This window comes from Streptomyces argenteolus (assembly GCF_042902585.1).
Taxonomy (GTDB): domain Bacteria; phylum Actinomycetota; class Actinomycetes; order Streptomycetales; family Streptomycetaceae; genus Streptomyces; species Streptomyces argenteolus.
This window is the reverse complement of record NZ_JBIBEG010000006.1, coordinates 393,014-415,111: the sequence shown is the minus strand read 5'-3', so window position 1 is coordinate 415,111 and position 22,098 is coordinate 393,014. Positions and strand designations below refer to the sequence as shown.

At 70.6% G+C, this 22,098-nt stretch carries 19 protein-coding genes; 5 read left to right on the top strand and 14 right to left on the bottom strand.

What is annotated here, in order from left to right; all coding sequences use genetic code 11:
* Nucleotides 1–4 precede the first annotated feature (4 nt).
* The 4 genes from alaS to ACFY8O_RS23130 form a co-directional block, all read right to left on the bottom strand.
* Nucleotides 5–2,674, bottom strand: a complete 2,670-nt coding sequence (gene alaS, locus ACFY8O_RS23145; protein ID WP_387905218.1) for an alanine--tRNA ligase — start codon at nucleotides 2,672–2,674, stop codon at nucleotides 5–7.
* Entirely contained in the window at nucleotides 2,674–2,970 is a 297-nt protein-coding gene (locus ACFY8O_RS23140; RefSeq protein WP_145806203.1) for a DUF6167 family protein, read from the bottom strand. Before ACFY8O_RS23140 ends, alaS begins: the two co-directional genes overlap by 1 nt.
* Before the next feature lie 7 nt (nucleotides 2,971–2,977).
* A complete protein-coding gene (locus ACFY8O_RS23135) occupies nucleotides 2,978–3,427 on the bottom strand; it encodes a DUF948 domain-containing protein (RefSeq protein ID WP_145806853.1) in 450 nt (149 codons plus the stop codon).
* Nucleotides 3,428–3,591: 164 nt separating this feature from the next.
* Nucleotides 3,592–3,714, bottom strand: a complete 123-nt coding sequence (locus tag ACFY8O_RS23130; protein WP_387905214.1) for a hypothetical protein — start codon at nucleotides 3,712–3,714, stop codon at nucleotides 3,592–3,594.
* On the opposite strand from ACFY8O_RS23130, the gene ACFY8O_RS23125 reads away from it, so the two are divergent.
* On the top strand, nucleotides 3,713–5,908 hold the full coding sequence (locus ACFY8O_RS23125; protein WP_387905211.1) for an ATP-binding protein: 2,196 nt from the start codon (nucleotides 3,713–3,715) through the stop codon (nucleotides 5,906–5,908). The two genes, ACFY8O_RS23130 and ACFY8O_RS23125, sit on opposite strands and share 2 nt — an antisense overlap.
* 14 nt (nucleotides 5,909–5,922) lie before the next feature.
* On the opposite strand, the gene rpsD is transcribed toward ACFY8O_RS23125, so the two are convergent.
* Complete coding sequence (gene rpsD, locus ACFY8O_RS23120; protein WP_014157362.1) at nucleotides 5,923–6,537, bottom strand: 30S ribosomal protein S4; 615 nt, start codon at nucleotides 6,535–6,537, stop codon at nucleotides 5,923–5,925.
* A 188-nt stretch (nucleotides 6,538–6,725) separates the two neighbouring features.
* Here rpsD and ACFY8O_RS23115 point away from each other — a divergent pair, with 188 nt between their 5' ends.
* The gene (locus tag ACFY8O_RS23115) at nucleotides 6,726–7,427 is read left to right on the top strand and encodes a DUF2470 domain-containing protein (RefSeq protein ID WP_387905208.1); all 702 of its coding nucleotides are present in this window, start codon (nucleotides 6,726–6,728) and stop codon (nucleotides 7,425–7,427) included.
* A gap of 10 nt (nucleotides 7,428–7,437) precedes the next feature.
* On the opposite strand, the gene ACFY8O_RS23110 is transcribed toward ACFY8O_RS23115, so the two are convergent.
* The 4 genes from ACFY8O_RS23110 to ACFY8O_RS23095 all read right to left on the bottom strand — a co-directional run bounded on the left by ACFY8O_RS23110 (nucleotide 7,438) and on the right by ACFY8O_RS23095 (nucleotide 11,816).
* Nucleotides 7,438–8,811 carry a replication-associated recombination protein A gene (locus tag ACFY8O_RS23110; protein ID WP_145806209.1) on the bottom strand — a complete coding sequence of 458 codons (1,374 nt, stop codon included), beginning with the start codon at nucleotides 8,809–8,811 and terminating at the stop codon, nucleotides 7,438–7,440.
* A 43-nt stretch (nucleotides 8,812–8,854) separates the two neighbouring features.
* Complete coding sequence (locus ACFY8O_RS23105) at nucleotides 8,855–9,490, bottom strand: vitamin K epoxide reductase family protein (protein ID WP_145806211.1); 636 nt, start codon at nucleotides 9,488–9,490, stop codon at nucleotides 8,855–8,857.
* Between the two features lie 361 nt (nucleotides 9,491–9,851).
* On the bottom strand, nucleotides 9,852–11,114 hold the full coding sequence (hisS, locus tag ACFY8O_RS23100) for a histidine--tRNA ligase (RefSeq protein WP_387905205.1): 1,263 nt from the start codon (nucleotides 11,112–11,114) through the stop codon (nucleotides 9,852–9,854).
* Between the two features lie 15 nt (nucleotides 11,115–11,129).
* Entirely contained in the window at nucleotides 11,130–11,816 is a 687-nt protein-coding gene (locus ACFY8O_RS23095) for an MBL fold metallo-hydrolase (protein WP_145806215.1), read from the bottom strand.
* Between the two features lie 148 nt (nucleotides 11,817–11,964).
* Between ACFY8O_RS23095 and ACFY8O_RS23090 the strand changes: the two genes are divergently transcribed.
* The 3 genes from ACFY8O_RS23090 (at nucleotide 11,965) to ACFY8O_RS23080 (ending at nucleotide 15,062) form a co-directional block, all read left to right on the top strand.
* Nucleotides 11,965–12,753 carry a peptidylprolyl isomerase gene (locus tag ACFY8O_RS23090; RefSeq protein ID WP_387905202.1) on the top strand — a complete coding sequence of 263 codons (789 nt, stop codon included), beginning with the start codon at nucleotides 11,965–11,967 and terminating at the stop codon, nucleotides 12,751–12,753.
* A 188-nt stretch (nucleotides 12,754–12,941) separates the two neighbouring features.
* Nucleotides 12,942–14,171 carry a DUF349 domain-containing protein gene (locus tag ACFY8O_RS23085; protein WP_145806219.1) on the top strand — a complete coding sequence of 410 codons (1,230 nt, stop codon included), beginning with the start codon at nucleotides 12,942–12,944 and terminating at the stop codon, nucleotides 14,169–14,171.
* A gap of 285 nt (nucleotides 14,172–14,456) precedes the next feature.
* Nucleotides 14,457–15,062: an ALF repeat-containing protein gene (locus ACFY8O_RS23080; RefSeq protein WP_387905199.1), complete on the top strand. Its 606-nt coding sequence runs from the start codon at nucleotides 14,457–14,459 to the stop codon at nucleotides 15,060–15,062.
* Between the two features lie 62 nt (nucleotides 15,063–15,124).
* Here ACFY8O_RS23080 and ACFY8O_RS23075 read toward each other — a convergent pair whose 3' ends face one another.
* From ACFY8O_RS23075 to yajC, 5 genes are all read right to left on the bottom strand, one after another.
* Nucleotides 15,125–17,791: a RelA/SpoT family protein gene (locus ACFY8O_RS23075; protein WP_387905197.1), complete on the bottom strand. Its 2,667-nt coding sequence runs from the start codon at nucleotides 17,789–17,791 to the stop codon at nucleotides 15,125–15,127.
* A 167-nt stretch (nucleotides 17,792–17,958) separates the two neighbouring features.
* Nucleotides 17,959–18,516, bottom strand: coding sequence for an adenine phosphoribosyltransferase (locus tag ACFY8O_RS23070; protein ID WP_145806226.1), 558 nt, complete (start codon nucleotides 18,514–18,516; stop codon nucleotides 17,959–17,961).
* Nucleotides 18,513–19,622: a protein translocase subunit SecF gene (gene secF / locus ACFY8O_RS23065; RefSeq protein ID WP_145806228.1), complete on the bottom strand. Its 1,110-nt coding sequence runs from the start codon at nucleotides 19,620–19,622 to the stop codon at nucleotides 18,513–18,515. Before secF ends, ACFY8O_RS23070 begins: the two co-directional genes overlap by 4 nt.
* A 1-nt stretch (nucleotide 19,623) precedes the next feature.
* Nucleotides 19,624–21,387, bottom strand: coding sequence for a protein translocase subunit SecD (gene secD / locus ACFY8O_RS23060; protein ID WP_145806230.1), 1,764 nt, complete (start codon nucleotides 21,385–21,387; stop codon nucleotides 19,624–19,626).
* A gap of 146 nt (nucleotides 21,388–21,533) precedes the next feature.
* The gene (gene yajC / locus ACFY8O_RS23055; protein WP_145806232.1) at nucleotides 21,534–22,001 is read right to left on the bottom strand and encodes a preprotein translocase subunit YajC; all 468 of its coding nucleotides are present in this window, start codon (nucleotides 21,999–22,001) and stop codon (nucleotides 21,534–21,536) included.
* Nucleotides 22,002–22,098 lie beyond the last annotated feature (97 nt).

Sequence of the window (22,098 nt, the reverse complement as noted above, 5' to 3'; positions counted from 1 at the left end):
GGCGTCACGCCGTCTCGGTGACGAGGCGTTCGACAGCGGCGACGGCGTCACCGATGGCGTCCGGGTTCTGGCCGCCGCCCTGGGCGACGTCCGGCTTTCCGCCGCCTCCGCCACCGAGGGTCTTGGCGGCGGTGCGCACCAGGTCACCGGCCTTGAGCCCACGCTCGCGGGCGGCCTCGTTGGTGGCGATGACCGTCAGCGGGCGGCCGTTGGCCGTGGTGAACAGGGCCACGACGGCCGGCCGGCCGCCCTGGATGCGCCCGCGCACGTCGAGGACCAGCTTGCGCAGGTCGTCGGCCGTGGTGCCGTCCGGCACCTGCCCGGTGACCAGGGCGACGCCGCGTACGTCCTTGGCCGACTCCACGAGCCCGGCGGCGGCGGCGAGCACCTTCTCCGCGCGGAACTTCTCGATCTCCTTCTCGGCGTCCTTCAGCTTGCCGAGCATGCCGGAGATCTTCTCGGGGAGCTCCTCGGGGCGGCCCTTGAGCAGCTCCTGGAGCTGGGCGACGACCGTGTGCTCCTTGGCGAGGAAGTTGTACGCGTCGACGCCGACGAGGGCCTCGATACGGCGCACGCCGGACCCGATGGAGGACTCGCCGAGCAGCTTCACCAGACCCAGCTGGGCGGTGTTGCCGACGTGCGTGCCGCCGCACAGCTCCTTGGAGAAGTCGCCGATGGTGACGACGCGGACCCGCTCGCCGTACTTCTCGCCGAACTCCGCGATGGCGCCCTGCTTCTTGGCGTCGTCGATGGACATGACCTCGGCCTGGACGTCGAGTTCCCGGGCGAGGACCTCGTTGATCTTCTGCTCGACGTCGGTGAGGACCGTGCCGGGTACGGCGGCGGGCGAGCCGAAGTCGAAGCGGAAGCGGCCGGGCGAGTTCTCCGAACCGGCCTGGGCGGCCGTCGGGCCCAGGGCGTCCCGCAGCGCCTGGTGCGTGAGGTGCGTGGCGCTGTGGGCGCGGGCGATGGCACGGCGGCGGGTGTTGTCGATGGCGGCGTAGGCGGAGGCGCCGACCGTCACCTCTCCGACCTGGACCGAGCCCTTGTGGACGGAGACGCCCGGGACCGGCTGCTGCACGTCCCGGACCTGGATGACGGCGCCGCTGTCGAGCCTGATCCGGCCCTGGTCGGCGAGCTGGCCACCGCCCTCGGCGTAGAAGGGGGTGCGGTCGAGGACGACCTCGACCTCGTCGCCCTCGGAGGCGGCGGGCGAGGGCACGCCGTCGACGAGGAGGCCGACGATCTTCGACTCACCCTCGGTGCTGGTGTAGCCGGTGAACTCGGTGACGCCGGAGTTGTCGGCCACCTCACGGTAGGCAGACAGGTCGGCGTGCCCGGTCTTCTTGGCCTTGGCGTCGGCCTTGGCGCGCTCCCGCTGCTCCTTCATCAGGCGGCGGAAGCCGTCCTCGTCCACCGAGAGGCCCTGTTCCGCGGCCATCTCCAGCGTGAGGTCGATCGGGAAGCCCCAGGTGTCGTGGAGCAGGAAGGCCTTGTCGCCGGCCAGGACCTTGCCGCCGGCGGCCTTGGTCTCGCTGACGGCGGTGTCGAGGATGTTCGTGCCGCCCTTGAGGGCCTTGAGGAAGGCGGCCTCCTCGGCGAGGGCGACGGTCTCGATGCGCTTGCGGTCGGTGATCAGCTCCGGGTACTGCTGCCCCATGGTGTCGACGACCACGTCGACGAGCTCACGCACGACGGGACCGGTGGCACCCATGAGGCGCATGTTGCGGATGGCCCGGCGCATGATGCGGCGCAGGACGTAGCCGCGGCCCTCGTTGCCGGGGGTGACACCGTCGCCGATGAGCATGACGGACGTGCGGATGTGGTCGGCGACGACCCGGAGGGAGACGTCGGAGCCCTGCTCGGCGCCGTACCGCACGCCGGTGAGCTCGGTGGCCTTGTCCATCACGACGCGCAGGGTGTCGGTCTCGTACATGTTCTGCACGCCCTGCAGGATCATGGCGAGGCGTTCGAGACCGAGTCCCGTGTCGATGTTCTTCGACGGCAGGTCACCGAGGATCGGGAAGTCCTCCTTGCCGTCCCCGGCACCCCGCTCGTACTGCATGAAGACGAGGTTCCAGATCTCCACGTAGCGCTCGTCGTTGACGGCGGGGCCGCCCTCGACGCCGAACTCGGGGCCGCGGTCGTAGTTGATCTCCGAGCACGGGCCGCAGGGGCCGGGCACGCCCATGGACCAGAAGTTGTCCTTCTTGCCCAGGCGCTGGATGCGCTCGGCCGGGACGCCGATCTTGTCGCGCCAGATGGCCTCGGCCTCGTCGTCGTCGAGGTAGACCGTGATCCACAGCCGCTCGGGGTCGAGGCCGAAGCCGCCGTCCGCCACGGAGCTCGTGAGAGCGGCCCAGGCGAACTCGATGGCGCCTTCCTTGAAGTAGTCGCCGAACGAGAAGTTGCCGCACATCTGGAAGAACGTGCCGTGCCGGGTGGTCTTGCCGACCTCTTCGATGTCCGGCGTACGCACGCACTTCTGCACGCTGGTGACGCGCGGGGCGGGCGGCTTGACCTCGCCGAGGAAGTAGGGCTTGAAGGGGACCATGCCCGCGGGGACCAGCAGCAGAGTCGGGTCGTCCGCGATGAGCGACGCCGAAGGCACGACGGTGTGACCGCGCTCCTCGAAGAAGCTCAGCCAGCGGCGGCGAATTTCAGCCGACTCCATCAGTAGTCCTCATTCCGGTTGTTCGGGTGGTGGGGAAGTGCGCGGTGGACGACGAGTTCGGGGTCGGCCGGTGCCTCGAGACCGAGGGCCCCGCCCAGTTCCGCCTCTCGCCTGACCATGCCCTCACGGACGTCGAGGGCGAAGTCCTTCAGCTTGTGACCGGCCTCGATCGCCTTGTCGGCGGCCTGCGCCGCGAGGCTCTCGGGGGTCAGGCTGCGGATCTTGCGGTTGACCTTGGTGGTGGCCCAGACACCGGCGGCTGCGCCGGCGGTGAACCAGAACGTACGGCGGAACATCGCTGCGTCAGTCCTTCTGTCCGCGGGAGCTTCGGCCGGTCCGCTTCCTGTCACGGGCGGACGGCACGGTACGGCCGACAATCACGGTGCGGCGGGCGGCCTTGCGCGCGGGCTCCGGCTCTCCGGCGGTACGGCGGCCGATCGCCTGCCGCACTCCGTAGCCGAAGGCCGCGACCTTCACGAGCGGACCGCCGAACGTCGAGGCCACCGTGGTGGAGAGCGCGGAGGCGTTGGAGGTGACCTCCTGCACGTCGCTCGCGATCGCGTCGACCTTGTCGAGCTGGGTCTGCGCGGAGCGCAGCGTGGCGGAGGCGTCGGCGAGCAGGGGAACCGCCTGCTCCGTCACGTCCGCCACCAGCGCCGTGGTCGCCTTGAGCGTCTGGGCCAGCCTCACCAGTACCACGGCGAGGAAGGACACCAGGATCGCCCAGAAGACAGCCACCAGGATGCCGGCCACCTCTCCACCGGACACAGTGCACCGCTCTCTGTTCGTCGCCCGCATCGGCCGGGGCATCTCCCGGCCGGCGTTCTGCCTGTCTCTGCTCGGCCGGCGCCTACCGCCACCACTGCCGATCGTCGTCCCCCGAGCCTATCGCGCCGGGCGTCACGCGCCGTACCGCATTACGGGCGGGTGGTGCGGGTGGCGGGGCGGGTGGTGCGGGTGGCGGGGCGGGTGGTGAGGCGGGCGCCGGAAGCGGGGAGATTGTACGGAGAGCTTATGTCCCAGTACTCTGCGTGTTTCATGCGACGCCCTCAGCGCCCCTCCCCCACCCCCGACGACGCGGAGCCCGTCCCTGTACGCGGGAATCTCCCGGCCGAGCTGGACACCTTCGTCGGCCGCGACGACGAGCTGGCCGAACTCGACGCACTTCTGCGGGAGTCCAGGCTGGTCACGGTCGCCGGAGTGGCGGGGGTGGGCAAGACCCGCTTCGCCTCCCGGGCGGCGGCACTCATGGAGAAACGGTACTGCGATGGCGTGTGGATCGCCGAGCTGTCGGCCGTGCGTGACCCCGAGCTGCTCGAACACGCCCTGGTCGCCGCACTGGGGCTGACCGACCACACCCACCGGCCTCCACGCACCGTTCTCGTCGAGCACTGCGCCGACCGCAGCCTCCTGCTCGTCCTCGACGGTTTCGAGCACCTGCGCGACGTGTGCGCCGAGCTCGTACGGGAGTTGCTGCGCCGGGCTCCTCGCCTGCGGGTGCTCGCCGCCGGCCGGTGCCCCCTGCGGGTGGACGGCGAACTCACCTTTCCCCTGGCGCCGATGGCGGACGACGACGCCCTGGAACTCTTCACCCGGCGCGCCGCCGCGGTGCGGCAGGGGTTCAGGCTGACGGACGCCGACCGGGAGACCGCCCGGGAGCTCTGCCGCCGCCTCGACTGCATCCCGCTCGCCCTTGAGCTCGCGGCGGGACGGCTGCGCGCCCTCACGATGGAGCAGGTGCTCCACCGTCTCGACGACCGGTTCCGGCTGCTGACGGGAGGCAGCCCCAACGCGCTGCCCCGCCACCAGACGCTCCGTACGGCGATCGGCTGGAGCCACGAGCTGTGCGCTCCGGAGCAGCGGTTGCTGTGGGCACGGCTCTCGGTGTTCGCCGGGCAGTTCGACCTGGAGGCCGTCGAGTACATCTGCAGCGGCGGCGGGCTGCCCGCCGACTCGGTGCTCGACGTCCTCGACGAACTCCTGGCGCAGTCCGTCGTGCTGCGCGAGGACTCCGCCCTGGGCGGCCGGTACCGGCTGCTGGACACCGTGCGGGAGTACGGCGCCGAGTGGCTGCGGGCCACCGGGGACGCCGAGCGGCTGCGCCGCAGACACCGGGACTGGTACCTGGGCCTCGCCACCTGGTGCGAGCTCGACTGGTTCAGCCCGCGACAGGCCGACGCCGCGGCCAGGATCGACAGCGAGCTGCCCAATCTCCGCCAGGCGATGGAGTGCTCGCTGGAGAGTCCCGACGAGATCCATCTCGCGCAGTACCTGGCGGGCACGCTCTGGTTCTACTGGACCGGTTGCGGACATCTCTCCGAAGGCCGGCACTGGCTGGACCACGTCCTCGCCGAGGAGTCCCCCCACGACCACGCGCGTCTGAAGGCCCTGTGGGTCCTCGGGTACGTCGCGGTGCTCCAGGGCGACCCGGTGGGCGCGGTCTCGGCGCTGCAGGAGTGCCGCGAGGAGGGCGAGCGCTCGCAGGACGCGAGCGCCGTCGCCTACGCGGTGCACCGCACGGGCTGCCTCTCGCTCGTCACGGACGACGCGGCTCGCGCCGAGGAACTGCTGCGCGAGGCGCTCACGCGCTACCGGGAGATCGGCGAGCTGAACAGCAACGTGCTGATGGCCCAGGTGGAACTGGGCATGGCCGTGGCCTTCCTCGGCGACCTGGACGGCGCCGAGGCGATCTGTGACGAGGTCCGTGAGATCTGCGAGGACCACGGCGAGCGGTGGGCCATGGCCTACGCGCTGTACGTCCTCGGCTTCGTGGCACTCCAGGGCGGACTGAGCGGACGGGCGCGCCGGATGCTCGAGGAGGCCCTGGCCATCGGGCACACCTTCGACGACCTGCTCGGCACGGCCCTCTGCCTGGAGCTGCTCGCCCTCATCACGGTGGTCGAGGGCGACGCGACGGAGGCGGCGGTGCTGCAGGGCGCGGCGGACCGCATCTGGCCCTCGGTCGGCCTGCCGCTGTTCGGCTCCGCCCACTACGGACGGCCCCGGCTCCAGTGCGAGGAGCGGGCCAGGACGGCGCTGGGTGACGCGCGGTACGACGCCGCTCGCGGGGCGGGCCGTCTGCTGGGCACCCAGGCCGCGGTGGCGCGGGCACTCGGCTCGGCCGTGGACGCCGGAGCGGCCCCGGAGGCCGCGCCCGGCGGCGGTCGTGCGGGAGAAAAGCGAAGGCCCGCCGCCTCCCGTACGACAGGGAGGGGCGGGCCCGAGCTCGGTTGAGAGCTACGTCCGGATCAGCGGGCGTAGTACTCGACGACGAGCTGCTCGTCGCAGATGACCGGGATTTCCTTGCGGTTCGGGTCCCGGTCCAGGCGGAAGGCCAGGGCCTTCAGGTTCACCTGGAGGTAGCGCGGGGTCTCGCCGTCGGTGTCGTAACCACCCTCGCGGGCCACCTGGAAGGGGACCTTGGAGCGGCTGCGCTCGCGGACCTGCACGACGTCGTCGGGGCGCACGCGGAAGGACGGCTTGTCGACCTTGCCACCGTTGACCTCGATGTGGCCGTGGACGACCATCTGACGGGCCTGGTAGATGGTGCGGGCGATGCCCGAACGCAGAACCAGGGCGTCGAGGCGGCGCTCGAGCTCGACGACCAGCGCCTCGCCCGTCTTGCCCTCGGCCTTACGGGCGCGGTCGTAGGCACGCGCCATCTGGCGCTCGCTGATGTCGTACTGCGCACGCAGACGCTGCTTCTCGAGCAGACGGACCTTGTAGTCCGAGTTCTGCTTGCGGCCACGGCCGTGCTCGCCCGGCGGGTAGGGGCGGGCTTCGAAGTACTTGACAGCCTTGGGCGTCAGGGCGATGCCGAGGGCACGCGACTTCTTGACCTTGGGACGCGACTGGTTAGGCACGTTCTCCAGACCTCCGTTGTAGGTTAGGTTAGGCTTACCTTACTCAAGGAGATCGCATGTCTCGCCCTGGGAACACCACACACGTCACGGACAGCACAGACAGCGGCAGCACACAGAAAAGTGCTGCTACGACGGAAGGCCGATCTGATCGTGGTCAGCCGCGTCCCAGCGGGCTTGATAACACTCGGATGCCGTCAGCAGCCGAGCGCACACGAACTCTCGTACAGAGTACCTGCTCCGCGGTGCTGCTCGTACCGGGGCTGTCGGTGGCCCACCCCGGCCAGCTCATGCCCGAGTCCAGGAGCGTCGGCCCCGAGGGGGACGTGTTCCTCGGTTTCCCCGCGGATTCGCCGGTCGTACGGGCCGCGACGCGTGCCCAGGGCGACGAACTGACCGCCGTGCTGGAGATCACCGACGTGGCACCGGTCTCCGTCCCGCACCGCGTCCGCGGCCGTGCCCGCGTCGCCGGGTGGCTCACCGCGGTGCCCGGGCCGGCACAGCCTGGCCGGATGACGCTCCGGCTGGAGTTCGGCGAGGCGTCGGTGGACGACCTGTGGGGGTACGAGGAGGTCGAGCACGAGGACTTCCGGGACGCGGTGGCCGACCCGCTGGTGACCCACGAGGCCGAGCTGCTCCAGCATCTGCACGCCGCACACGGCGATCGGATGGCGACGCTCCGGGCGCTGCTCGGTGAGCGGGGCGACTGCGGCTGCGCCGGGGGCGGGACCGGCGCGGTGCCGCTCGCGCTCGACCGCTTCGGCCTGCGGGTGCGGTTCGTCGAGGGCGGCGGGGCCTGCTTCGACGCCCGCTTCGAGTTCCCCGAGCCCGTCCGCGACATCGCCGGGCTCCGCCGCGCGATGCACACGCTCTTCGAGGCCGCGGCCTGCTGAGCCCCGCCGGTCACGAAGGCGCCGCACCACCCTGCTCCCCGCGGCCGAGACGCTCGCGGACCCGGTCCGCCACGTCGGCGTAGCGCGCCTCCGCGCCGTAGCGCGTGGGTTCGTAGTAGCGGCGGCCCCGGACGGCGTCCGGGGCGTACTCCTGGGCGGCGATCCCGCCGGGCACGTCGTGCGGGTAGACGTAGCCCTGGGCGTGGCCCAGTTTCGCGGCGCCCTTGTAATGGCCGTCGCGCAGATGGGGCGGGACGGGGCCCGCGAGGCCCCGGCGCACGTCGTCCTGCGCCGCCGAGATCGCCAGGGTCGCCGCGTTGGACTTGGGGGCGAGGGCGAGCGCGATCGTGGCGTGGCTGAGGGTGAGCGCCGCTTCCGGGAAACCGATCATGGCCACGGCCTGGGCCGCCGCCACGGCGAGGGGCAGGGCCGTCGGGTCGGCGAGCCCGATGTCCTCGCTGGCGGAGATCATCAGCCGTCGCGCGATGAAGCGCGGGTCCTCCCCCGCCTCGATCATCCGGGCCAGGTAGTGCAGTGCGGCGTCCACGTCGGAGCCGCGGATCGACTTGATCAGGGCACTCGCCACGTCGTAGTGCTGGTCGCCGTCACGGTCGTACTTCACGGCGGCCCGGTCGACGGTCTCCTCGAGCGTCGTGAGCGTGATCTCCCGCTCGTGCGTCGCGAGGGCTGCTCCGGCGGCCGCCTCCAGTGCGGTCAGTGCGCGCCGGGCGTCACCGCCGGCGATCCGGAGCAGATGCGCCTCGGCGTCCTCGGGCAGCGTGACGGCACCGCCCAGTCCGCGCTCGTCCGTCAGCGCCCTGCGCAGCAGCGCGCGCAGATCCTCGTCGGTGAGCGGCTCCAGGGTGAGGAGCAGGGAGCGCGACAGCAGCGGGGAGATGATCGAGAAGTAGGGATTCTCCGTGGTGGCCGCGATCAGCGTGACCCAGCGGTTCTCCACGGCGGGGAGCAGCGAGTCCTGCTGGGCCTTGGAGAAGCGGTGGATCTCGTCGAGGAAGAGGACGGTCTCCTTCCCGAAGCCGCCGGTGGCGCGTCGTGCGCCCTCGATGACGGCCCGGACCTCCTTGACCCCCGCGGTGATCGCCGAGAGTTCGACGAAACGCTTGTTGGTGGCCTTGCTGACCACGTACGCCAGGGTCGTCTTCCCCGTGCCGGGCGGGCCCCAGAGAATCACCGACGAAGGGCCGGCGGGGCCTCCGCTGCCTTCCCCGACCAGGCGCCGCAGAGGGGAGCCCGGCTTGAGCAGATGCTGCTGGCCCACGACCTCGTCCAGCGTACGAGGACGCATCCGGACAGCGAGGGGGCTGCTGGACGGGTCCTTCTCCTGGCGGTCTTCGGCGGCTGCGGTAAAGAGGTCGGGCTCCACGTCATGAAGCCTATGTCACCCCACCGACAGGACCGCCTGGCCCTCAGCTGGTCCAGAAGTCCCACCAGCGGGTCAGGATCAGCATGCCGATGATCCCGATCCACAGCACCGGCGGCACCCAGTGGAACTCGGTGAGGGTGTTCCGCAGCCACGCGGGCGCGGGCAGGATGCCGTGCTTGATGTTGTGCGTGGTGACGTAGCAGAACATGAAGATCGTGGCGACCCAGGCCAGGCAGCACCACAGGCACAGCGAGTTGATGTTGTAGAGCGACTGGTACTGGAGCCAGGTGCAGAAGCCGACCCCGAACAGCGTGCCCGCGTTGAGACCCAGCCAGTACCAGGCACGGAAGCGGGCACCGGCGAGGAGCGCCATCCCGATGCCGATGACCACCGAGTAGGTGGCGATGCCGAGCATGGGGTTGGGGAAGCCGAAGGCGGAGGCCTGCTCGCTCTTCATGATGTTGCCGCACGCGACCACGGGGTTCAGGCTGCAGCCCGGCGTGAAGCTCGGGTCCTCGAGCAGCTTGAACTTGTCGATCGTGATCACCCAGGCGGCGAGCAGTCCGGCGGCGCCCGTGATCACCAGCAGCAGCGCGAGCGCGCGACTGCCGCCGAAGGTCCTGGCTCCGCTGTCCTCGTCCTGCCGGGAGGAGGGATGATCTACCGCTGCCATCGTCATATCGCCGTTCCATCACTGAGTAGCCAGCCGGGCACGGTCATTGTGCCGCACAGCCGTCGCGGCCAGCTGTTCGATCGGCGTAAAGGTGTCCGTGCGGCCCGTCCCGAATCTGCGGCACCGCGGGACGCCCGCCGCGACGAAGGAGCCCGAGGTGGGCGTACGCAGCGGGGACGGCCGCCCGGCGCGGGCGCCCGGCGCGCACCCGGGCGTCGCCCGCCCTTCGTGGCGCCCCAAGATCCGCATCACCTGGCGGGATTAGTTCGCTGCGGCCACGTTGACGGCGGGGTGTGACCCGCTCCCCCGGCACGCCTGTGCCCGCCCGGCGGACCGGGCGGGCACAGGGAGTGGAACGGGACGGCGCTCAGGCCAGCCTGGCCCGTACGGTGGCCACGAGCGCGTCGAGCGCCACGGCCTCCTGGTCGCCCGACTCCATGTCCTTGAGCTGGACCGCGCCCTCGGCGAGATCGCGTTCGCCGGCCACGATCGCGTAGCGGGCGCCGGAGCGGTTGGCGTTCTTCATCGCGCCCTTCAGACCACGTCCGCCGAAGGCGAAGTCCGTGGGGACGCCCGCCTTGCGCAGCTCGGTCACCAGGCCGAAGAGCACCCGCCGGGCCTCGTCGCCCAGCGGCACCGCGTACACGCTGGTGGTGGCGGGGATACCGAGCTCGACGCCCTCGGCCTCCAGGGCGAGGACCGTGCGGTCCACGCCGAGGGCCCAGCCGACGGACGGCAGGGACGGGCCGCCGATCATCTCGGACAGGCCGTCGTACCGGCCGCCGCCGCCCACCGCCGACTGGGACCCCAGGCCGTCGTGGACGAACTCGAAGGTGGTGCGGGTGTAGTAGTCGAGCCCCCGGACCAGCTTCTCGTCGTCCTCGTAGACCACGCCGGCCGCCGTCAGCAGCTCACGGACCTCCTCGTGGTACGCCTTGCAGGCGTCGCAGAGGAAGTCGCGCAGCATCGGGGCGCCGGTCAGCTGCTTCTGGACCTCGGCCCGCTTGTCGTCGAGCACGCGCAGCGGGTTGATCTCGATGCGGCGCCGGGTCTCCTCGTCCAGGTCGAGGTCACGCAGGAAGGTCTGGAGCGCCTCCCGGTAGACCGGCCTGCACTCCTTGTCGCCCAGCGAGTTCAGCAGGATGCGGAACCGGCTGAGGCCGAGCGAGCGGTACGCCTGGTCGGCGAGGATGATCAGCTCGGCGTCCAGCGCGGGGTCCTCGGTGCCGATGGCCTCGGCGCCCACCTGCGAGAAGTGGCGGTAGCGGCCGGCCTGCGGCTTCTCGTAGCGGTAGTACGAGCCGGAGTACCAGAGCTTGACGGGGAGGTTGCCCGCCTTGTGGAGGTTGGCCTCCAGCGCCGCGCGCAGCACGGAAGCGGTGCCTTCGGGGCGCAGGGCGAGCTGGTCCCCGCCCTTGGTCTCGAAGGCGTACATCTCCTTGGACACGATGTCGGTGGACTCACCGACACCGCGGGAGAACAGGGCGACGTCCTCGAATCCGGGCGTCTCGATGTAGCCGTAGCCGGAGTTCTTCAGAGGTGCGGAGATCGCCTCGCGCACCGCGAGGAACTTCGCGGAGCGCGGCGGGATCAGGTCGTACGTGCCCTTGGGGGCCTGGAAGGTACTCACGGTGTTTTTCTCTCGTCACATTCCTCGGCGGGGCGCGTCCAGGCCGTGCAGATACGGATTGGAGGCGCGCTCGCGGCCGATGGTCGTCTGGGGGCCGTGGCCGGACAGCACCACGGTCGAGTCGTCGAGGGGCAGGCACACACGGGCCAGCGACTCGAGCAGCTCGGCGTGGTCGCCGCCGGGCAGGTCGGTGCGTCCGACGGAGCCGGCGAAGAGCAGGTCGCCCGAGAAGAGGACCTGCGGCACGTCCGCGGCCTCGGGCATCCTGAACGTCACCGACCCCTTCGTATGGCCGGGCGCGTGCGCGACGCCGAACTCCAGACCCGCCAGCTTCAGCAGGGCGCCGTCGGTCAGCTCCTCCACGTCGGCGGGCTCGCCCACGGTGAGCTCTCCCATGAGCGGCATCCCGATGGAGCGGCCGAGGGCCTTCTCAGGATCGCTCATCATGTAGCGGTCCTCGGGGTGGATCCAGGCGGGGACGTCGTGGGCGCCGCAGACGGGGACGACCGAGGCGACGTGGTCGATGTGGCCGTGGGTGAGCACGACGGCGACGGGCTTGAGCCGATGCTTCTTCAGCGCTTCCTCGACGCCCTGGGTGGCCTGGTGACCCGGGTCGATGATCACGCACTCCTCGCCTGCGGCGGGGGCGACCAGGTAGCAATTGGTCCCCCAGGCCCCGGCGGGGAACCCGGCAATGAGCACGATCGTCCTTAGTGTTCGTCCGACGGGAAGGGCCGCGGAGAGGAAGGCGGCAGATCAGAGCCTACCGGCGCTCCTCATTCCACAGCTAACCCATATACCGTACGGGGCAATCCAGGCCCGATCACACGACGTACAAGGAGACCATCCGGTGGTCAGCAGCGATCAGCGGCGGCGGCAGCTCGCCCGGGAGAAGTTCGAGCGGCAGCAGCAGCGCCGGGAGGAGGCACGCCGCAGGACCAGGCGCCTCACGGCGATCATCGCCTCGGCGGTGGCCGTGGTGGCGGTCATCGGAGTGGGCTCGTACGTCTTCCTCGACGACGACGGCTCGAAGGGCTCCGCGGACGCGGCCGCGAGCGCCAGCCCCTCGGCATCCCCCTCGGCGAGCGAGAGCAGCGCGCCCGAGCCGAAGATGGCGATCGACAAGAAGGCCCGTTACACGATGGCGCTCGACACGAGCCAGGGCGACATCGCGATCGAGATGGAGGCGGCGAAGACCCCGCACACCACGAACTCCTTCAAGGCCCTCGCGGACAAGAAGTACTTCGACGGGACGAAGTGTCACCGGCTGACCACGGAGGGCATCTTCGTCCTGCAGTGCGGTGACCCGAAGGGCGACGGCACGGGCGGTCCGGGGTACACGATCCCCGACGAGAACCTGACCTCGCTGGGCAAGGCGGGCGACGACGGCGCGGTGACGTACGCGGCGGGCACCGTCGCGATGGCGAACACCGGCCAGCCGGGCACCGGCGGCAGCCAGTTCTTCCTGGTCTACAAGGACACCAAACTGCCGCCCAGCTACACGCCGTTCGGCACCATGGACGAGGCTGGTCTGAAGGCCGTCCAGAAGGTCGCGGAGGCGGGAGTCGCCGACGGCGCGGGTGACGGCGCTCCCAAGAAGACCGTCACGGTGGAGAAGGTGACCGTCGACAAGGCCTGACCGTCCGGTGGCCGCCCGGTGGCCGCCCCCCGGGGCGGACCGGAGAATTTCAGCCGCGCTGAGTGCGGACAGCCGGGCGGCCGGTCGCCTAGATTGGCGTTGTGCAGGGCGGGCGCTGCCCGCCCCAGGAAACTGTGGACGATGCACGGGGGGCGAACCCCCTCGATGCATCAGGTGGAGGAGGCGCTGTGAGCAGCGACCCGTGGGGCCGTGTCGACGAGACGGGCACCGTGTACGTGCGTACAGCCGAGGGCGAGCAGGTCGTCGGATCGTGGCAGGCCGGTTCCCCCGAGGAGGCTCTGGCCTATTTCGAGCGCAAGTACGAGGGCTTGGTGGTCGAGATCGGCCTCCTCGAGCGGCGGGTGAAGACCACCGACCTCTCGGCGAAGGACGCCACGGCGGCGATCGACCATCTGCGTCAGCAGGTCGACGAGCACCACGCCGTCGGCGACCTGGCCGCGCTCGGCAAGCGGCTGGACACCCTCGTCGCGACCGTCGACTCACGCCGTGAGGAGCGCAAGGTCCAGAAGGCGAAGCAGACCGACGAGGCGCGGCAGGCCAAGGAGGCTCTCGTCGTCGAGGCGGAGGAGCTGGCGCAGAGCGAGCAGTGGCGGTCGGCGGGTGAGCGCCTGAGGGCGCTCGTGGACACCTGGAAGGGGCTGCCTCGTCTGGACCGCAAGTCCGACGACGAGCTGTGGCACCGCTTCTCGCACGCCCGGTCCGCCTTCTCCAAGCGCCGCAAGGCGCACTTCGCCGCGCTGGACGCCCAGCGCGAGGAGGCCCGTAAGGCCAAGGAGAAGCTGGTCGCCGAGGCCGAATCGCTCTCCGGCTCGACCGACTGGGGCGCGACGGCCGCCCGCTACCGCGACCTGATGACCGAGTGGAAGGCGGCGGGACGCGCGCAGCGCGAGGCCGAGGACGAGCTGTGGAACCGCTTCCGCGGTGCCCAGGACGTCTTCTTCGCGGCCCGCAGCGGTGTCTTCGCCGAGCGGGACGCGGAGCAGGGCGAGAACCTCAAGCTCAAGGAGGAGCTCGCCACCGAGGCCGAGAAGCTGGTCCCGGTGACGGATCTGAAGGCGGCCAGGGCCGCGTTCCGTTCGGTCAACGAGCGCTGGGAGGCCATCGGTCACGTTCCGAGGGACGCCCGCCCGAAGGTCGAGGGCCGGCTGCACGCGGTGGAGCGTGCGCTCCAGGAGGCCGAGGAGGCCGAGTGGCGCAGGACAAACCCGGAGGCGCGGGCACGCGCCGAGGGTCTGACCGGTCAGCTCCAGGCCGCCGTGGACAAGCTGCGTACGCAGATCGACACGGCGCGCGCCTCGGGCAACAACGCCAGGGCCGACAAGCTCTCCCGTGAACTGGAGGGCCGTCAGGCACTGCTGGACCAGGCGCTGAAGGGCCTGGAGGAGTTCGGCGGCTGACGACGGTCACGCCGGAACGAGGCGAGGGCCCCCGTACGCGCTGCGTGCGGGGGTCCTCTCCGTGCGGGGGGCCGGCCCGTGGGGCCCAGGGCTCGGCTCCTCTCGTGCGGAGGAGGCAGGCGGAGCGTCGGGCCGTCCGGTGCGTGGACGGCAGCGAACGGGCGTCGTGACTGCCGGAACACCGCAGTGAATCCGCGCCCGCGGGGAGCGAGGATCGGCACACGGCAGAGGGCGTGCGTCTGCCGGATCCGCCGGAATCACCACGACTTCGAGGCAGGCTTCACCATGAGACCGACCCGTACCGTTCTGACCGTCGCGGCCACCGCCCTGCTCCCGGCCCTTCTCCTCGCCGGACCGGCCGTCGCGGCGGGCCCGGCGTCCCCGTCACCGGCCGTCGCGCCTGCGGGTGTGCCCGCTGTCCCCGCCTCCTCCGTGGGCGACATGTCCGACGACGATCTCCGCGTCGCGATCCTGCGCATCCTGGCCGACGAGGACAGCGGCAGGAGGGTGATCCGGGAGGCGAACGAGGCACTCGACAACGGCACCACGGAAGCCATGCGGTCCTTCCTGGAGACCGGCTATCCCCTCGCCCAGGCCGAGGACGACCAGGTCGCCCCCTTCCGCATCCTCGCCGACCCCGACTCGGGCCGGCGCGTCACGAACGAGATCAACGCGCTGCTCGACAGCGGCACCCCGCAGGAGATCCGCCAGTGGCTGGAGACCGGCTACCGGCTCGCCCAGGCCGAGGACGACCGCGTCGCCCTCTTCCGGATCCTGGCCCGCCCGGGCATCAGCGACGCGCTCCGCGCGGCCGTGACCGAGGCGATCGAGGGCACACCGGAGGAGATGCGTCACTTCCTGGAGTACGGGCAGTACGAGATCGACGGCTGACACCCGCACGGCCCCGGTGCCGTCCTGGGCGGTCCGGCCGGACCCGCCCAGGACGGCACCGTTCACGGCCGGCGCGCCGAGGTGACGCGGTAGACGTCGTAGACGCCCTCCACGCCCCGTACGGCCTTCAGGACGTGTCCCAGGTGCTTCGGGTCGCCCATCTCGAAGGTGAACCGCGAGGTGGCCACCCGGTCGCGCGAGGTCTGCACGGCCGCCGACAGGATGTTGACGTGCTGGTCGGACAGGACGCGCGTGACGTCGGAGAGCAGCCGCGACCGGTCCAGCGCCTCGACCTGGATGGCGACGAGGAAGACCGACGACTGGGTCGGCGCCCACTCGACGTCGAGGATGCGCTCCGGCTGCTGGGAGAGCGAGTCGACGTTGACGCAGTCCGCGCGGTGGACGGAGACCCCGCTGCCCCGGGTGACGAATCCGATGATCGGATCGCCGGGGACGGGCGTGCAGCAGCGGGCCAGCTTGACCCACACGTCCTCGACACCCTTGACGACCACGCCGGGATCCGCCTTGGCCCGGCGCTTGTTGCGGCCGTGCGAGGGCGGCGAGCTCTCCGCCAGGTCCTCGTTGGCCGCGTCCTCGCCGCCGAGTGCCTGGACGAGCTTCTGGACGACGCCGGCCGCGGCGACATGGCCCTCACCGATCGCCGCGTACAGCGAGGAGATGTCGGGGTAGCGCATCTCGTGGGCGAGCGTGACGAGGGAGTCCCCCGTGAGGATGCGCTGGATCGGCAAATTCTGCTTGCGCATGGCCCGCGCGATGGAGTCCTTGCCCTGCTCGATCGCCTCGTCCCGGCGCTCCTTGGAGAACCAGGCGCGGATCTTGTTGCGTGCCCGGGGCGACTTGACGAACTGGAGCCAGTCCCGGGAGGGCCCGGCGCCTGCCGCCTTGGAGGTGAAGACCTCCACGAGATCACCGTTGTCGAGCGTGGACTCCAGCGGTACGAGCCGGCCGTTGACCCGTGCCCCTATGGTCCGGTGGCCGACCTCCGTGTGGACGGCGTACGCGAAGTCGACCGGCGTGGCACCGGCGGGCAGCGCTATGACGTCGCCCTTGGGCGTGAAGACGAAGACCTCGTTGCGCGAGAGGTCGAAGCGCAGCGATTCCAGGAACTCGCCGGGGTCCTCGGTCTCCTTCTGCCAGTCCAGGAGCTGCCGCAGCCAGGCCATGTCGTTGACCGTGTCCTGGCCCCGGCCGCCGCCCGTGTTCTTGGGGACGTCCGTGCGGACCTTGGAGGCGCCGGCGACGGCCTCCTGCTTGTACTTCCAGTGCGCCGCGATGCCGTACTCGGCGCGGCGGTGCATGTCGAACGTGCGGATCTGGAGCTCGACGGGCTTGCCGCTGGGGCCGATCACCGTGGTGTGCAGCGACTGGTACATGTTGAACTTGGGCATCGCGATGTAGTCCTTGAACCGCCCGGGCACCGGATTCCACCGGGCGTGGACGGTGCCGAGCGCCGCGTAGCAGTCGCGGACCGTGTCGACGAGGACCCTGATGCCCACCAGGTCGTAGATCTCCGCGAAGTCGCGGCCTCGCACGATCATCTTCTGGTAGACGCTGTAGTAGTGCTTCGGCCGGCCGGTGACGGTGGCCTTGATCCGGGCGGCGCGCAGGTCGGCCTGGACCTCGTCGGTCACTATGGCGAGATACTCGTCCCGCTTGGGCGCGCGCTCGGCGACGAGGCGGACGATCTCGTCGTACATCTTGGGGTAGAGGATCGCGAAGGCGAGGTCCTCCAGCTCCCACTTGATGGTGTTCATGCCCAGGCGGTGAGCCAGGGGCGCGTAGATCTCGAGCGTCTCGCGGGCCTTCTTCTCCTGCTTCTCCCGCTTGAGGTAGCGCATGGTGCGCATGTTGTGCAGCCGGTCGGCGAGCTTGATGACCAGGACCCGGGGGTCCTTGGCCATGGCGACGACCATCTTGCGCACGGTCTCGGCCTGGGCGGCCTCGCCGAACTTGACCTTGTCCAGCTTGGTGACGCCGTCGACGAGCAGCGCGACCTGGTCGCCGAAGTCCTTGCGCAGGGTGTCCAGGCCGTACTCGGTGTCCTCGACCGTGTCGTGCAGCAGCCCGGCCATCAGCGTCGCCGGGTCCATGCCCAGCTCGGCCAGGATCGTGGTGACGGCGAGGGGATGGGTGATGTACGGGTCGCCGCTCTTGCGCTTCTGGCCCCGGTGCCAGCGCTCGGCGACCTGGTAGGCCTTCTCGATCTGACGCAGGGTGGCGGACTCGATCTTGGGATCGTTGCCGCGGACCGTGCGCAGGAGGGGTTCGAGGACGGGGTTGTACGGGCTGGAGCGCTGTACGCCCAGGCGTGCGAGGCGCGCGCGGACCCGGTTGGAGGACCCGCCGGAGCGGGCGGGCGGAGCCGGGGGCGTCGCGGAGGGCTTGGCCGGGGGCTTAGCGGCGGGGACCGCCGCCCCGGAGGCGGGCTGCGCCGGCTGCGTCACGGGAGGGGGCGGCTGCTTCGCCTCGGGAGGGGGCGGCGGCTTGGCCCCGGCGACGGGCGCGGCCTTCGTCCCCGGAGGCGGGGCCGGCTTGGCCGGACCGGCGGAGGACCCGGGGGCCGGAGGCTGGGCGGGGCCCTGCGTGTGCTCGCCGGAGGACCCGGTCTCGGCCGCCGCCGCGCCGGGCTGCGCCTTCCCGGGCGTGGCGGAGTCCGCCGCAGGCTTGTCGGGCTGCGGGGCGGCGACTGGCTGGGCCTCGTCTGGCAAGAGCGCTCCTCGTGCGGATCCGGGCTACCGGAAAGCCCATGGTATCGACCCCTGGGCCGGACCTCGCCCGGGGACTGTGGAACCCCTCACAACGCAGGACGGGCACCCGGTGTTCCCGGGTGCCCGTCCTGTCCGTCCTTACACGCCCTGGGGTGTCGCGGCGCGGGTCAGAGGGTGATCAGAGCCTCCAGCGGAGCGTCCCGCAGCCCTGCCTCCAGCCGGGCGCGGCCGGCCAGGAAGCCGAGTTCCATGAGGACCGCGACCCCGGCGACCTGCGCACCGGCCCGCCGGATCAGCTCCAGCGATGCCTCGGCGGTGCCGCCGGTGGCCAGGACGTCGTCGATGACCATGATCCGGTCGTCGGCGCACAGGTCCTCGGCGTGGATCTCGATCTCGGCCGTGCCGTACTCCAGCTCGTACGCCTGGCCCAGCGTGGCACCGGGCAGCTTCCCGGCCTTGCGCACGGGTACGAAGCCCAGGCCCGCCTTCACCGAGACCGGGGCGGCGAGGATGAACCCGCGCGCCTCCAGTCCGACGATCTTGGTGGCTCCGTGCCGGACGCACAGCTCCGCGAAGTAGTCCGTGAGTGCGGTGAAGGCCACCGGGTCCGCGAGCAGCGGGGTGATGTCCTTGAACACCACGCCCTGCTTCGGGTAGTCCGGGACGTCACGGATCCGGCTGAGCAGGAGCTCCCTGGTCGCCTCGTCGACGCTCGTGGCGCTCATCGGCGGTTCCTCGGGCTCCGGCCGTGCCCTCCGGGCTGGCGGCGCTGGCCGATCACCGCACCGGCGGGCTCGGAGTCCTCGTCGAGGTCCTGCGCCCGGTCGTCGCGCTCGTCCTCCAGGGACTCGCCCTTGGCCGCCGCGGCGGCGCGCTTGGCGAGGATCCGCTTCTTGAGCGCCTTCATCTGCGGCTCGCGTTCCTTGAGGTCGGCGACCAGCGGGGTGGCGATGAAGATCGAGGAGTACGCACCGGCCGCGAGGCCGACGAAGAGCGACAGCGAGATGTCGTTCAGCATGCCGGCGCCGAGCACACCGCCGCCGATGAAGAGCAGACCGGCGACCGGCAGCAGCGCCACGACCGTGGTGTTGATGGAACGCACCAGGGTGCCGTTGATGGAGCGGTTCGCGATCTCGCTGTAGGTCCAGCGGGTCTGCTTGGTGATCCCCTTCGTGCCCTCCTTGAGGCTGTCGAAGACGACGACCGTGTCGTAGAGGGAGTAACCGAGGATGGTGAGCAGACCGATCACGGTGCCCGGCGTGACCTCGAAGCCGACGAGGGCGTAGACGCCGACCGTGATGGTGATGTCGTGGATCAGCGCGATGAGGGCGGCGATGGCCATCCGCCACTCGAAGGCGATGGCCAGATAGACCACGACCAGGACCATGAAGATGCCGAGGCCGGTCCACGCCTTGTTGGCGATCTGCTCGCCCCAGCTGGGACCGACGAGGTCGGCGTTGATCTTCGCCTCGGGGATGCCGAGGTCCTCGGAGAGCTGGGCCTTGATCTGGTCGGCCTTGTCGGTGTCGACCTCGGTGATCTGGATGCGGAGGCCGCCGTTGCCGAGTTCCTGGACGATCGCCTCGTGGCCGGAGGCCGCGACCGCGTCCTCGTGGGCCTGGGTGACGGACACCTTGGCCTGGGTGTCGGTCGTGAAGACCGCCCCGCCCTTGAACTCGATGCCCATGTTCAGGCCGCTGACCGCCAGGCCGAGGATGGCCGTGATGGTGATCAGGATCGAGACGCCGTACCAGATCTTGCGCTTGCCGATGAAGTCGTAACCGACCTCGCCACGGTAGAGCCGGGCGCCGAGATTGCCGAGTCGCGACATCTCACGCCTCCTTCGGGTGGTCGGTACGGACGTTGACGCGGCGCGAGCGGCGCAGCGGGGGCTTGGCGCCGAGCCGCTTCGGGTCCAGGCCGGACCACGGGTGACCGCCGCCGAAGAACTTCGTGCGGGCCATCAGCGTCATGACCGGCTTGGTGAAGAGGAACACCACGACGACGTCGAGCAGGGTCGTGAGGCCGAGCGTGAACGCGAAGCCCTGGACCTTGCCGACGGTGACGAGGAAGAGCACGGCCGCGGCGAGGAACGACACGAAGTCGGAGACGAGGATGGTGCGCCGGGCCCGGGGCCAGGCACGCTCGACGGCGGGCCGCAGGGTGCGGCCTTCCCGGATCTCGTCACGGATGCGTTCGAAGTACACGATGAACGAGTCCGCCGTGATACCGATCGCCACGATGGCACCGCAGACGGCCGGGAGGTTCAGCGCGAAGCCGATGGCCGGGCCGAGCAGCGCCATGATCGTGTAGGTCAGGATGCCGGAGGCCAGCAGGCTGAGCAGCGCGATGAGGGCCAGGCCTCGGTAGTAGGCCACGAGGTAGATCACGACCAGGGCAAGGCCGATGGCACCGGCGATGAGACCGGCTTCCAGCTGCTCGCCACCGAGCGCGGCGGTGACCGTGGTGACCGTGTCCTCGCTGAAGGACAGCGGGAGCGCGCCGTAGGACAGGACGTTGGCCAGGTCCTCGGCGGACTGCTGGGTGAAGCTGCCGGAGATCTCGGCGCTGCCGCTGAGCGTCTCGTTCACCTGGGGCGCGGAGACGACCTCACCGTCGAGCGAGATCGCGAACTGGTTCATCGGCGACGTCTGCGTCGACAGCTTCTTGGTGATCGTCTGGAACTTCTTGGAGCCCTTGTCGGTGAACTCCATGGAGACGAGCCAGATGCCACGCTGCTGGTCGAACTGGGCCTTGGCGTCGTCGACGTCCGTGCCGGAGACCTCGGCCGGGCCGAGGAGGTACTTGGCGTCGCCCTCGGAGCTGCACGCGACGGTGGAGTCCTCGGGCTTGACGCCGTCGCCGGCCTTGGCGCGGGCCGCTTCGTCGGTGCAGTCGAGCGCGGTGAACTTCTTCTCCAGCGCCGCGGTGGCGGCGTCGGGGGCGTCGGTCGCCGCGGGGGTCTTCGACGCGTCCGCCTTGCCGGAGGTGCTGGCGGAGGGGGTCGGCGTCGCGTCCTTCTTCAGGGCGTCGGTGACCGCACGGCCCTGGGTGGTCGCGCTCGCGGAGGGCGTCTTCTTCGAGTCCGAGGCCGTTTCCGGGTCGGTCGCCTTCGCGCTGGGCGTGGCGCTCGCCGATCCGGAGCCGCTCGCGGACGGGCTCGCGGAGCCCTCGGGCGTCGGTCCCCCGCCGGTGACGGTGAGCACGGGCCGGAAGTAGAGCTGGGCGGTCGTGCCGACCTGCTCCCGGGCCTGCTTCGAGTTCGTGCCCTTGGGGATGTTGACGATGATGTTCGATGCGCCCTGGGTCTGAACCTCTGCCTCGGAGACACCCAGACCATTGACACGGCGTTCGATGATGCTGACCGCGGTGTTCATGTTGGTCTCGTTGATCGCCTCAGGCTTGCCGGGCTGGCTCTTCGCCTTGAGTGTGATCGACGTGCCGCCGGCCAGGTCGATCCCGAGCCGGGGCGTGGTGTGCCCGGACAGGAACATCCCACCGGTCAGGGCGACCATGGCGATGAGGATCAGAGCCAGGGCACGGCCCGGCCTGCCCTGTCCACCGGTTGAGCCCCGGCCTTTCTTCGGTGCTGCCACCTTTTCGTTTCTCCCTGTCCAACCGCCCCGCGCCGGGTACGCGCCCGAGCGGCCACGAAGTGTTGTGGGGACCCGCCCCCGCAGAAGACCGCACGGCCCGTGAGACGCCGGACACCCGTGGGTGTCCGGCGTCTCGGGTCGTGGAACTACTTCGCGTCGCCCTCGCCGTCGGCCTTGGCGTCCTTGACCTCGGCGTCCTTCGCGGCGGTGTCGTCCTCGGGCTTCTTGCCCAGGTCGATCTTCGCGACGTCGTCGTCCGCGTCCGCGTGCTCACCAGCGGTGAGGGAGGAGGCGTCGTCGGGCACGAGGGTGCCCTCGGTCTCCAGCTCGTCGTCGCCGTGGACGATGCGGTTGTACTCCGCGTCGTCCAGGACGGCACCGATGGCGTTCTTGGCGTAGACGGCGTGGACGCCGGGGGCGACCTCGAGGATCACCGTGTCGTCCTGGATCTCCTTGACGGTGGCGTACATGCCCCCGATCGTCCGGACGCCCGTGCCGGGCTGCATGTCGTCGCGCATCTGCGCAGCCGCCTGCTGCTTCTTCTTGGCGGAGCGGGTCATCAGGAACATGGCCCCGATGAGCACGATGAAGGGGAGGAGGGTCACGAGACTCACGGGACGGAACTTCCTTCGCACGACCACGCTGAACTCACGCGGCCTGGTCTACGGGGGTGGGTACACCGACCTGTACGGGCGGCATCGGCGGAGTCTA